Annotated in this window: 8 protein-coding genes; all 8 read right to left on the bottom strand. The window is 38.1% G+C overall.

Annotation, left to right across the window (positions count from 1 at the left end; genetic code table 11):
- Positions 1-382: 382 nt before the first annotated feature.
- Positions 383-1,213: a hypothetical protein gene (locus CGICJO_RS08935; protein WP_486498623.1), complete on the bottom strand. Its 831-nt coding sequence runs from the start codon at positions 1,211-1,213 to the stop codon at positions 383-385.
- Positions 1,214-1,225: 12 nt separating this feature from the next.
- Complete coding sequence (locus CGICJO_RS08930) at positions 1,226-2,374, bottom strand: aromatic amino acid transport family protein (protein WP_087375850.1); 1,149 nt, start codon at positions 2,372-2,374, stop codon at positions 1,226-1,228.
- A 142-nt stretch (positions 2,375-2,516) separates the two neighbouring features.
- Positions 2,517-4,862 (bottom strand): LuxR C-terminal-related transcriptional regulator, encoded by a 2,346-nt coding sequence (locus tag CGICJO_RS08925; protein ID WP_486498622.1) that lies wholly within the window; start codon positions 4,860-4,862, stop codon positions 2,517-2,519.
- 240 nt (positions 4,863-5,102) lie between these two features.
- On the bottom strand, positions 5,103-9,302 hold the full coding sequence (locus tag CGICJO_RS08920) for a discoidin domain-containing protein (RefSeq protein WP_486498621.1): 4,200 nt from the start codon (positions 9,300-9,302) through the stop codon (positions 5,103-5,105).
- 322 nt (positions 9,303-9,624) lie between these two features.
- On the bottom strand, positions 9,625-10,863 hold the full coding sequence (sstT, locus tag CGICJO_RS08915) for a serine/threonine transporter SstT (protein WP_486498620.1): 1,239 nt from the start codon (positions 10,861-10,863) through the stop codon (positions 9,625-9,627).
- A 106-nt stretch (positions 10,864-10,969) separates the two neighbouring features.
- Positions 10,970-11,380, bottom strand: a complete 411-nt coding sequence (locus CGICJO_RS08910; protein ID WP_486498619.1) for a (deoxy)nucleoside triphosphate pyrophosphohydrolase — start codon at positions 11,378-11,380, stop codon at positions 10,970-10,972.
- Positions 11,381-11,393: 13 nt separating this feature from the next.
- Positions 11,394-12,887, bottom strand: a complete 1,494-nt coding sequence (locus CGICJO_RS08905; protein WP_486498618.1) for a GNAT family N-acetyltransferase — start codon at positions 12,885-12,887, stop codon at positions 11,394-11,396.
- Positions 12,888-12,901: 14 nt separating this feature from the next.
- Complete coding sequence (locus CGICJO_RS08900) at positions 12,902-13,444, bottom strand: putative immunity protein (RefSeq protein ID WP_486498617.1); 543 nt, start codon at positions 13,442-13,444, stop codon at positions 12,902-12,904.
- Between the last annotated feature and the right edge of the window lie 23 nt (positions 13,445-13,467).

Below are 13,467 nucleotides of genomic sequence, written 5' to 3'. Positions count from 1 at the left end.
ACAAAGTTCAAGCCTCCAATGCACAGCGGAAAAGTCAAATACAGCAATGTAAAACGGTCAACCGGCATTATTTTCATATACATCAAAAAATATATTATTATCAAATGAAAAACCGCTGTAACCGCAGATATTATAACATCAATAGTTTTGTACTTCCGCTGTGTGTTCCAGACATAATATATGTTTAAAATTATAATCGGTGAAAATATCAATCCGACTGCAATAATTGCCGTTATTAACGCTGAATTTGGAAAGCAATAGACTATTCCGGAAGCGCAAAGAGTTGTTAATGTATTTACAGCAAACGACCCTATTATTATTTTTGTCGCAATCGTATTTTTTACTATGTTTAATAATTCCATTTTCTACCCCTCAAAAAGTCTCATATAAAACTATAGAAATGTACCGTATTCATATCCTTTGGTATGTTTTTTCCATGATTTCCGGGCGGGAAAATACTTCTGTGACATCCGTGGTCCGGAGCAAACGCCATAAAGATTTTATGCTGCTTCCAGTTTTCTTTAATTAGCTCATAAAGTCCGCAATAGGTATCAATATTTTTTCTAAGCTCGTTTATGGATTTTCTACCCTTTGGTGTAAACCTGTGCATGTAATAATCATAATTACCGTTATACAAAACTATAAGGTCGTGATTGTCCGCAATTATCAGCTCTTCCGCCTTTTTGTTACACCGGTCAATGTTTGGGTAAATGAAATAGTCTACATTTCTACTCTTAAAAATCTCGGCTATAGAATCTCCCTGCGTGCAGACTATAGCTACCTTTTTACCTACTGAGGGTAAAAAATCGAAAATGGTGTTTACCTGCAAAACAGGTTTTTCATATTTAAGAATTCCATGATTTTCAGGTTTCATTCCAGTATACATTGAACCAAAACAAACCGGCGTTACAGGCGGATAAACCGTTAGAATGTCCTCCCTAACTTGGGTAATATTTTCAAGAGGCTTAAATAAGTCTTTGTACTCCTGATATATCCACAATCCTATGGCGTCAGGGTTATACATAAAAACTCTGTCAACCTTTGATTTTCCATTTTCATCTACAAAACCAAGTTGTTTGGCAGTTTCTAAGGTTTTTTCTAAAACACCACACTCAATGGTTTTGTCATGTTCGGTATCAGCACCCAGAAAAAATTCTATAGTAGGCCTTATTTTTGTAATTGGAGTTGTATTAAAAATATTATTGTCTTTCACATCAATTCACCCTTATACTATCTTAATCAAGGCTCCAACTGTCGCAATAAGAGAACCTGCAATGACTATAATCTGAAAAGGTATACTTCCGAATTTTCCGCATATTGTGTTTTCTTTTTTGCCTTTTCTGGAATGATTATAAGCCAAAATAACACCCACTCCAGTAAGCACCTGTACAACGCTTGCAAGTCTTGCAAAACCAACAAAGCTTGTAAGTCCCAGCAATGCAATTCCAAGACAAGGAATTGAAGCCAGCAGCCAGCTTTTTTTATTTCCCAGAGAAAGCTGTTCTTCAACAACATCTCTCAGATTTAAAGTATTTGCCCAAAAAGAGGTAGCAAGAGCCAAAAGTGAGAATATATAGCCGATAATGCTGACCCATCCGCCGATTTTTGCCGACATATCTACGATTGCACCATTCTGTGTTACATTATTACCAACACAATACAGAGTTGTAAATGTTATCAGAACAATTAACATAAGATTTATTCCTGTTCCAAGGGCAATAGCTCCACGGATTTTTTTAATATTTCCGTCAAGACCCTTTACCACCTGAGGAACAGACATTACAGCAGACAGAGAAAATGAAATAATGCTGTAAAGAGCCAAGACATTTCCCCATGCTATAAACTTGCTGGCAAAATCTGCACGGCCGCTTTTAAAGGATGCACCTATTAGAATTACTATAACCGCAAGCATGAAAATAACTGCAAATTTTTCAAAAATTCCAACCAGTTTCAATCCGAAAAATACAACCAATGCCGCCGCTACAAAGAAAATGCTCATTCCAATTCTGTAATCAATTCCAAGCCAGGATTCCAGCACAGCTCCACCGCCGGTGATAAATCCGCTGACATTGACTATTACGGAAAAACCTAAAAGTATAAATGCAGCTGCCGCCATTATCTTTTTATATTTTCCAATAAATAAATCATTTTCAAAGCATTTGATAAACTGCATTCCTCCGTTGTTGTATGAAAGCTCTGCAATCATAAAATGAAGCAGAAGATTTATACCATAAACTAAAACAAATATCACGCACATATCAAATACATTGTTTCTCGACGCTATGTATGGTACGGACAAAATTCCTGCCCCCACACCATGTCCGATTATTATACTTGTGGCTTCAAAAAAAGTAAGCTTTGCCTCGCTTTTCATAGTTACTCCCCTTACTTAAAATATTGTCGCTGTCAATTAGCTGAAACTCGATTGAATTATAGCATAAATAATAGTTACTTTCAATAAATTAAACAAATAAGCGATAGTTTCTGCAAGATAAAAAACTATCGCTCAATAATTGTTATATTAAATTTCTTTTTCTCGCTTCGTTTATCGCTTCCAGCTTACTTTTTGCATTAAGCTTCCTGTAGGTTTCACCGCAGTGATACTTAACAGTAGATTCCTTTATGCTCAGCCTTTCCGCTATATTTTTAATAGACATGCCTTCTGCCTGCATTTTTAAAATTTTCAATGCATTTTCCGAAAGCTTTATTTCTCCGTCCGTTCCACGTTCTAAATATTTTGGATAAAATTCTGCCATTTGCGCACATTCAGATATTACCCTGTTTTTAAAATCCTCATTTTTCCAAACCAGTTTATTTGATTTTAAAAGCTTTATCACAGCAATACCTTCTCTGGAAATTATTCTAACAAAGCCATATTCCTCTGACATATCAATACATTTTTGTAAATTAACTGTCCAATCCTTTCTGCCCATACGATACCATGCAATAGACAACAATAAATATGATTCTATCATAATATATGTACGCTTAATAACATCGGCATAGTAAAGCATTTTTTCCAGAATAGAACATGCCTGATTTAATTTTCCCATTTGCAGATAAACACGAGCTTTGGTTAAATAACGCAATCGTTCCATAGTGGAAAATTCGGCATTTTCCTGAGGGGCTGTCTTCATCCATTCGTTTATTTTTGGATACTTACATTGATAAAGATAAATACGGCACAGCATTGCGTCAATATTAAACAAAAGTCTTTCAGCCTCTTTTTCCGCACGCTCACGAAAAACTAAAAGCTGTTCTTCAGCATAGTCTGCATTGCCGTTAATTATAGATAACCATACAAGTATTCCTGTTGCAACAAAGCACTGTTCTATTTTTCCTCCGCTTTCTGCGGCAAGCTTTCCTTTTTCTGCAAGAGTCATAACACGGTAGCCGTCCATTCCTTTTTCCAGATAGCTTTCTGCTAATGCTAAAGAAACAAGACCCTTTCCATATTTTCCGAGAACAAATTCAACCATTTTTCCTATACTTGCGGCAAGCTCATTGTCATGTTTACTCCAATCGCAAAAATCCTTGCCGCCGTTCATCATCGAAGGCAGATTACTTGTAACAGAAAACTCCGGAAGTGTGGCTCCTCTATCCTTTATCAGTGTCCCCGCATGCTTTAAGATATCAACTAAATTTACTATTCCCCTGTGCGGAAGTCCTATATCAAGATACAAAAGTCTGCTCTTAGCCTCTCTTCTCTCACTGCATATATGGGTTTTTGCAAAATCTTTCAGGGCTTCATACCAGCGTTCACTTTCATCAATATTCATCAGCATTGACTGAAGCATACTCATTCCCGCTATAAGCAAAGGATTTTCAAGAATTTTTTCTTCAGGCAAAGAAAGATAATACTTTCTCATTTCAAAATAGTGACCTGATGCAGGGTTCTTTCTCGCATTAGCTATTAAAACTCGAGATATGCTTTCCTTATCATTGCATTGTTCATACATTGAAAGAGCTTCCGGTATTTTGTCATGCATTTCATAATAAAGTCCTGCATGATGATAAAGAGGGTTAATACGCTCATTATTCCATTTTTTCTTTAATCTTAACCGCATGGAATCTCTCATCTGCCATCTATATTCCCATATACCGTTTACACCATCTGAGACAAAAAAGTTTCCCATCTCCTGTGCACGAGCCAATAAAACTGCCACATTACTCTTTCCGGTTATCATTGACGCAAGCTCTTCTGTAAAATTGTCCACAATAGAGGTCTGCATAAAAAATTCCTGCAGCTCAATATCCCATTGGTCATAAACATAGCTTTCAAGGTAATTACACAGTTCCTGAGTAGCTGTCCTCAAATCACCACCGTTTATAGCCAAAAGTCTAATAGCAATCGGAAATCCCTCTGTAAATTTTATAATTTCATCCTCTTGCTTTTCATTTAATATAATGTTATTTTCTTTCAAAAAAAGAATTTGTTCTTCCCTTGTAAGATAAAAATCAGACTCAGGTATAGTAATAAAAGCATAGTGTATGTAAATAGATATGAGCCATCCGGGCATAGGAGAACGTGATATGAGCAGCAGCCATATATTTCCTTGTTCTAAAAGCTTTATTATGAGTTCTTCATAGCTTTTTCGTTCAGAAACACCCGTAACAAAATGCAAATCATCAATTACTACTATTTTTTCTTTTCCGTCTTTGCTTATATTTATTTCCTCAGGTGATACTTTAGCCGCTGAAAAGACACTATACTTTTTATGAGCTAAAAAATCCTTTACTAACGCCGTTTTTCCCGAACCTGTCACCCCATACATATACACCGGTGTTCTTATTTTATAGGCCATACTTAATTTTCTGCTTGCTTCCTTTGGTCTTATATAGTAATTATCATTATATAACATACTTTACTCCTTAAAACGCCGCAAATTTCTTCCATCACGCTGTATTACATGGATATATAAATAAATCTATAAAAATATAATAACAAAAATTTTTATAAAAGTGAACTATCCAAAAGTATAGTCAAAGGGCTTTTTTAATTTTATTTTGCAGGCTTTTCCAATATTATACAAGCAAAAGCCCCTACTGCTAAAAGCAATAGGGGCTTCGCCTCATTTATTATTGATTATAACTTGATAGAATTATTTTTTTGATATTGAAATCTGAATCAATGTTGCATCAATAATTGATATTGTTCCATCATTGTTCATATCTGCAAGAAGTTTATCAAACTCTGGGCCTTCTGCAAGTGAACCTACTATATATCTCTGAATAGCTGTTACATCTGCAACTTCCAATGAGCCGCTGTTATTTACATCACCAAGAACAGCTCCGCAGCCTGTGCATACGCCATCTTCAAAATGATGTCCTGTTGCAGGAATAACTTTCCACTCATCGAGATTTGTAATCTCTACAGTGCATTCTGCATCTTTAAAATATTTATCGCATGAGCAAATATAATAATCCTTAACGCCAGGCTCTGTGCAGGTCGCAGGCTTACCGCTTACAAGTGTTCCTGAATGTACATGTGCGTCTTTCCACATACGCTCTACAACAGCATAGTCAATACGGCTGTATCCGCCTGTAACAGTAACTTTAAGTGTATGTTCCTCGTTTGCCTTAGCATTCTCAACTGGAACATACCACATGCGTGCGGAAATTTTACCATTTGTTCCAAGCTTTGAAGTATCAATTGTCTGAGGTTCAACAACTTCACCGTCAAGTTCAAATGTCAATTTTCCATACTGACCGCTGGTTGATGTATCTCCCATTGGAGTAATTCCGCCGTAGAGCTGAACGCCGGTTCCCTTGAAATGAATTGTGTAGCTTGCGCCGTCTGCCTTTGTTCTTGCAAATCCCAGATTCTGATACATTGCATTCTGTATATGCTCAACCCAGTTGCTGTTCTCATCAGCGTCAGCATTAAATCCAGAATTATCTGTTCCTATCTGCTTGCTTATTGTCAAAGCAGGAGTGTATTCAAATCTGTTTTCTTCATTTTCGTCTGTTACATTCTGATTGATATAAATCTGAACAGCCTTAGTTCCTGCATTGTATTCATTGAGTATATCTTCCGGAACCTCTCCTTTATATGTTACAGTTGCTCCGTCAATACCTGCCTGATTATTGTTAAGCTTTTCAATTTCAAGAGTATATACTCCCTGCTCCAAGCCGTCAAATATAAGGCTTGCACCTGAGCCGGTTTTCCATGTAATAACTTCGCCGTTTTCATCTACAACTCTTGCTCTGATGTTGCTTGCCTGATCACTTCTGAGCTTGAGCTCTACTTTTGTTCCATAGAATTTGAATGTTGCCTTTGCGCCTGTCCAGTTGGAGAAGTGTCCGTCATTCTCCAGAGGATAATATGTAACGGCTGACTTATTGGACTCTGTTTCACGGTAAGACCACAAAGAATCATAATCGAAACGGAACAAACCGTCACCCATTGTGTTGTCGTTTACTGTAACTACATTCACCTTATTAGGGTCAACGATTTCCAAATTGCTGTCAACGCCATAAATTGCCGGTAAACCATTTGATGTAACCTCAAACTTTAAGGCTGTTGTCTTAACAAGCTCTTCCGAGTTAAATGTCCATGTACTATCTGCATGTGCCATATCTCCCAGAGATACCCACTGATTGTCACTATTTTTATAGTATACAGCGATTGATGTGATATTATTTCCCTTTTCAGTTATTGTAACCTCATCAAAACGGCTTTTATCAAAGCTGTTTTCAAGGCTGTATGTTTCAGCCTCTGCCGATGGCTGCCAATATGTTTCATTGTGATTATCAAATGCAAATGAAGCGTACATGCCTTCAGCTGCTGCCGGTGTTGATGTAGCTTTAGCGTCAAGCTTCCAGAAATAGAGATTTGCTTCGCCGCCGCCCAATACTATTGTAAACTGTCCGTTTTCATCAACAGCTACCTTTTTAAGTTCTCCGTTATTGTCCTTATCAACCTCATACAAGTCATAACCCATAAAGGACGGGTCAACTGTAATTGTGATTTCCTGACGGGTATTATCGGAAGAACCTGCCTCACGTGCTGTAATATTAAACTGATTGTAGCGTTCAGCCTGTCCTGCTACCAATCCATTCATTACCATAAATGCTTTTGGAGCTGTTGCACCTGCAAAGTACTCTGCTATCTCGCTTTCATAAAGACCCGGCAGTGTGTCAAAATATCCCAAAAGAACATCTCCGGTCAAACCGTCATGTGTATCGGAAAGGCTTACCATTGACACATCCTTAAGACCATATTCCTTGTTTTTAAGCTGGCTTTCCTCTGCGTCAAAATTGCTGCGGTTAAAGCCGTCTGTTGATGCAGAATCATCTGCTCCCAGTTCTCCAACTTTTACCATAATCCAGTCACTGTTCAAACGTGTGAGCTGGTCATCTATGGCATGTACTCTGTCAATAATTTCTCCCCATTCCAAAAGTCCACGGGTAGGTGTTCCGTCTTCATCCCAGAAATATGAACGGTCAAACTGATATTCAACACGGAAGAAATTGAGCCATTTCATACCTGAAATCAAAGATGTATTTACAACCAAATTCTTATTTGACTGTGAATGGTTAAATGCAAATGCATCAAGATACTGACCAAACATTATAGGCTTGCTTCCTGTGCCGTCATTTCCGCCTGATGCAAGCTTGCGATAAAGATTCCATGTTGGAAGGTTCAGCAATTTGCGGGCTGCAGCTTTCTGAACATTCTCAGCAGAAAGGTTTATACTTGAAGGATTAGCCCAAGAACTGTCACCGTAATAGTCGTCCCATGTGAGCATGTCAGGTTCTGCTATTTCCATATATTCTCGGAGATTTGACTCATTCCACTGATTCGGGAACTGGTTTGTATGGAGAATAACTCCCGGATAATTTTCACGTGTCCAATCAAACCATTTTCCGAAAGCTTCAGCTTCACTTCTGCTGTAGTATCCCTCGTCACCGAAACAGAAGCTGATTGCATTATAAATATAATCCTTCATGGATTCCGGAATAAAGTCAGTAGGCTCGCCGGCACTTGACATATTGTTGCCGCCGAAAGGAGCCTTTGCAATACCCCAAAGTGAATCAGGATTATAAAGCATATAATCTGAATTTCCAAAATCAGGGTCATAGAAAAGCGGTCCGTCATAGCCAAACTGCTCTGACTCTTCTACTGTAGGTGTTCCACGTCCGTATCCCTCACTTGGAGTCCAGCCAAGCATAGGTAAACCACGTTCTATAACTGTTGCCTGACCGCTTGCTATATACTGATGCTGTTCCTCATGCTCATAAGGGACATCTCCGCCCTCTGGTGCCGGCTGCTTTTCCGGAACATCAGCTGAATCTGTATATATCATAAACTGATACATACGGAGATTTTTGTTGGAATACTGCCAGTTTGTAACTTCAAATTTTATGTATCGGGTATCATAAGATACACCGAGTTCATATCTTACAACATTCTGATGATACTGTACACCTGTGCACATATTTCCCTTTGTTACAGGAGTTTCCCATTTCTGACCATCTGCGCTGACAGATATTTTGACTTTATTCTGTCCCAAGCCAAGATTTGAAGGACCGAAAGCTGCACGTATACGGCTTATACTGTACACATCACCGAGATCAACTGTGAAAAGAGTTGTTGGGGCTTTTGTTCCCTGTCCGTCAGGCAGCTTAGAAGCCTCTACTTCCCAGTAAGACTCACTTGTGTCTACATATGAACCATCAGCTTTACTGCTTTCTGGCAAAATAACAAGATAATCCTTTTTCAGAATTTCCATAAGCTTTGCCTGGTCGCCTACAGCTGTTTCAACTGAAAGATCATTCATTATCTTTTCATTGTTTACAATAGCTGTACGTCCACGATAGTCAGAATTAACCTTTGTTACATTAACTGTGTAGGTCTTAGATTTGTCTCCCTGTGACACATTAACAACTATGTTATGTTCGCCAAGATCAGATACATCCATCTGTACATAGCCACTGCTGTTCAAGGATTCGCCATTAACAGTTACCTTAGCATCTTCAGATGATGCAAATGGATAAACCTGTATGGAGTTTACCGAATTATACGCTGTTCCTGTGTAACTTGTTACCTCTGGAGCAAATCCCGTGTCGTTTGGCTTAACACCGTCAGGATAAGCTTCTGTGGGAGTGAGCTCGTAAACCTTATCAATTATAAGGTTTTTAAGATACGGTTCTTCTCCGTTCGGTGTTTCAACTGCGGAAACCGCAACAGACGTTGCCGCCGTAACCAACAGCATCCACGCACACAACAGACTTATAATACGTTTGCTAAATCCTTTAAAACACACTTTCTCCGTTGCTTTGCTTTGTGTTTTCTTCATTTTGTGTCCTCCTTTTATTTGTTTTTTCACGCATACAAGCATATTAGCCAGATTTCCTTTTTTATTAAAAGTTTTTTGTAATTTTAAAAAACAAAAATATAATCAAAAAAATTCCAAATAATTGTACTTGTACCTTAAAAATATTATAACATTCTAATTTTTACAATTCAACATGAAAAACATTATATATGCAATACGCCAATCCAAAATATAAGTAATTTTTTTGTGTAATATGCAATACAATAATTTAATTATGTAAATTAAAAAGCAGATACATGAACAATATCCATGTATCTGCTTTTATGTAGCTTATAAAAATATCTTAGTTTTCACTTTTTAATTTTTTAGGTTTTTCTGTGTTTTTTCTTCTTTTGGACAATTCTGCAACGGCTGTGTAAAGAACATCTGTTGAAGAATTCAAAGCTGTTTCGCAGGAGTCCTGAATTACTCCAACTACAAAGCCTGCTCCAACAACCTGCATTGCAATATCGTTTGGTATTCCGAAAAGACTGCATGCAAGGGGAACCAGCAGCAGTGAACCTCCGGCAACTCCGGAAGCTCCGCAGGCGCTTACAGCTGAAAGAATACTGAGTATAATCGCAGAGCCTATATCAACATTTATTCCCAAGGTATTTGCAGCAGCAAGTGTCAAAACTGAAATTGTAACAGCTGCGCCGCCCATATTTATTGTGGCGCCAAGTGGGATTGATACAGCGTATGTATCCTCGTCAAGTTCAAGCTCCTCGCACAGCTTCATATTTACAGGAATGTTTGCAGCAGAGCTTCTTGTAAAGAACGCTGTAATTCCGCTGTCTTTAAGACATTTGAAAACCAACGGATAAGGATTCTTTCTTATTCCTATAAATACAATTATGGGGTTTACCACCAAAGCGATAAAAGCCATAACACCAACCAACAAAGCTATGAGCTTTCCGTAATCTACAAGAGAACCTATTCCCTGAGTTGAAATGGTGTTAAAAACAAGTCCCATAACACCGAAAGGAGCCAAACTGATTACCCATTTTACTATCTGTGAAAGGGCGTCGGCTATGTTCTCGATGGCATTCTTTGTACCCTGAGAAGCTTTCTTCAAAGCAATTCCCAAAAGCACTGCCCACGTCAGTATTCCAATGTAGTTTGCATTTACCAAGGCGTCAACGGGGTTTGATACTATGTTCATAAGCAAAGTCTTCAAAACCTCGTTAATTCCCCCCGGCGGAGCGACACTTGAGGCTGTTTCCCCAAGTTTTAGCTGTATCGGGAAAATAAAGCTTGCTATAACTGCGATGCTTCCCGCTATGAGGGTTCCAAGAATATAAAGGAAAATAATTCTCTTCATATTTGTCTTTTTGCCCTGCTTGTTTCTGGAAAGCGCACTCATAACTAAGAATAGCACCAAAAGCGGCGCTACAGCTTTCAGTGCACCTACAAATAAATCTCCGAGAGTGGATAAAAAAGTAAGCTGAGGGAAAAACAGTCCTAAAAGTATACCGATAATCAAACCGACTATTATCCTCTTTACAAGACTTACTCTGTTCCACAAACCAATAATTTTTCTCATAAAGTTCCTCATTTCTATCAGTCGTAATTATTATTATACCATATTACAGACATATTTGAAACAGGTTTTTCGAGAAAATTTATACCATTTACTGTTTTTCTACAAATTATTTTATATTTTCCCTTTTAAGTCTTTCCAATATCTCCTTATCCGCCGGACAAAAATCATATTTTGTCGCTTCCCATGGATAAACCCATTTTATATCATTGTGTTCCAGCTTTTTAGGCTCTCCGGAAACTATTACCGCCTTAAACAGTGTAAGCTCAATCTTTATATCCGGGTAATCGTGTACTAAGGAAGCATAAATTTCCTTAGGAAGAATTTCAACTGAAAGTTCCTCTAAACACTCTCTAATTAAGGCTTGTTCCTTGCTTTCACCTTTTTCTACTTTTCCTCCGGGAAACTCCCATAAAAGTCCTCTGTCTTTATTTTCAGGTCTTTGGCAAATCATGATTTTCTCAGTGCTCGGATCATATATCAATGCCGCCACAACCTGTATTGTTTTTCTTTCTGTCATTTCATCTCTTCCTTTATGGTTTTATCGCCACTTTCATAACTCCGTCTTTTTTATTCTCAAACAGCTCGTAGGCTTTTTCAATATCTTTTAAGCTGTAAGTGTGTGTAATAAGGGGTGTTGTGTCTATTTTACCCTGTTCTATTAAACTGAGTATTTCTTCGCAGTCGCATCCGTCCACTCCGCCTGTTTTAAATGTAAGATTTTTACCGTACATATCAGGAAGCGGCAACACTTGAGGTTCATCATACAAAGCCACAATAATAACATTAGCGTTAGGTCTTGCACATTCCCATGCCATTTTAAATGTATCCTTTGTTCCTGCAACCTCGAAAACTACATCGGCTCCTCCATGACTGCTGTTTTCAATAACCGTATCTTTAAGCTTGTCCGGAGTTACTGTTATAACCTGAGGATAGTTCTTTTTCATAAATTCTATTCTGCCGCTGTCATTTTCACAAACAATGATTTTACCGGGATTTTTTAGCATTGCGCACAGCATAGTGCAAATTCCTGTAGGGCCTGCTCCGATAATCAGAACTGTGTCCTGAGGCTTAATATCCGCAATCCTTACCGCCCAAAATCCTGTAGCTAAAATATCTCCTGTAAAAAGTGACTGTTCGTCTGTCACGTTATCGGGAATTTTTGTAAGGCCGGTATCGGCAAAAGGAACTCTCACATATTCTGCCTGTCCTCCGTCGATTCTACAGCCCAACGCCCATCCGCCGTTTTTATCGGTGCAATTGTTTACAAAACCGTTTTTACAGAAAAAACAATCTCCGCAGAATGTTTCAACATTCACAGCCACTCGGTCGCCTATTTTTAAGTTTTTAACCTGCGAGCCTAATTCCTCCACTATTCCAACCATTTCATGTCCCACGGTTATTCCCTTAACCGCTTTCGGAACAGAACCGTGTTTTATATGTATGTCACTGGAACAAATACTGCCCAATGTGACCTTTACTATTGCGTCTCGGTCATTTAAAATTTCCGGAACCGGTTTTTCCTTTAATACAAATTTTCCGCTGTCTTCATATGTATAGGCAAGCATTGAAATCCTCTTTTCCATATAAAAATTTTTTAACAAAACACCTTTGCGTTCCACCGTATTTTCTCTGATAACTCTGTAACCCTGCTTTTCAAAAAACGGCTTTGCAGTTATTGAAGCGTACACACTGATTTTTTCAGATTTTACAAATCCCTCTAAGGTTTTGCAAATCTTTTCTCCTATTCCTTTTCCCTGATAATCCTTATGAACATAAAGCCTGTCAAGATAACCGGTTTCATCAATATTTCCAAAACCTGCAATTATATTTTCACACACAGCAACTATAGATAAGCTATCCAAAAATACCTTATTCCATTTTTTTAAGTCCATATCCTTAGAAGCCCATACATCCAGCTGTTCTTCTATGTAATCCCTTGCATTTACACTGTGAACCGTTTCATAAAAAAGCTTTGCAGTTTTCTCACAGTCTGTTGTCTTGTACCTTCTTATTTCTATATTCATAGCTTTCACCTATGTTATTTAAGCATAAAATCTGCCCATTTGCCTTTATATGAAGGCTCCTGCTGACTCCAGTATATAAGTCTTTCCACATAGTACATTATTCTGTTTTCCACAGCTTCTTTTGCGGTTTCTATTCCGTACTTTCTCACTATTGCGGTAAGCTCATACATAGGAAAACCCATAGCATGACCGGCTGTATGGACAACTGCGCATCCCTGTCCTACCGCATGACAAAGCGCTATATCTTCTAAAGAGTCTATTTCTTTAGCAAGACCATGGCAGTCAAGGATTTTTCTCTGAGCCTCTCTCATGCGTATTTCTCCAAAAGCCCAAAGTTTTGAGGCATTTAGTGCTTCTCTCGGCCTTGTTTCATCCGGATACTTTTCTTCCAAAACTCTTACGGCTTCTTCGGAAAGCTCAAGCGCCCACAAAGCCATTGCTCTGTGGTTTTGCTGTTCTATTAAAAATTTTAGTTCACTAAAACATTCGCTGTCCTTTGAAAACAAAATCTGATTTTTCCTTTTAAGCTTATTTTTTACTTCTTCCGTCCACTCCATATAATTCACCTTTAAAATAATAT

Source organism: Candidatus Limousia pullorum (assembly GCF_057405065.1).
The sequence above is the reverse complement of the archived record's forward strand: the minus strand, read 5'-3'. Positions and strand labels throughout refer to the sequence as shown.

Excerpts from the sequence above, each read along its gene's own strand:
- CGICJO_RS08910 (WP_486498619.1), bottom strand. The coding sequence starts at position 11,380 with ATGACAGAAAGAAAAACAATACAGGTTGTGGCGGCATTGATATATGAT.
- CGICJO_RS08930 (WP_087375850.1), bottom strand. The coding sequence starts at position 2,374 with ATGAAAAGCGAGGCAAAGCTTACTTTTTTTGAAGCCACAAGTATAATA.
- CGICJO_RS08920 (WP_486498621.1), bottom strand. The coding sequence starts at position 9,302 with ATGAAGAAAACACAAAGCAAAGCAACGGAGAAAGTGTGTTTTAAAGGA.
- CGICJO_RS08905 (WP_486498618.1), bottom strand. The coding sequence starts at position 12,887 with ATGAATATAGAAATAAGAAGGTACAAGACAACAGACTGTGAGAAAACT.
- CGICJO_RS08925 (WP_486498622.1), bottom strand. The coding sequence starts at position 4,862 with ATGTTATATAATGATAATTACTATATAAGACCAAAGGAAGCAAGCAGA.
- CGICJO_RS08900 (WP_486498617.1), bottom strand. The coding sequence starts at position 13,444 with ATGGAGTGGACGGAAGAAGTAAAAAATAAGCTTAAAAGGAAAAATCAG.
- sstT (WP_486498620.1), bottom strand. The coding sequence starts at position 10,863 with ATGAGAAAAATTATTGGTTTGTGGAACAGAGTAAGTCTTGTAAAGAGG.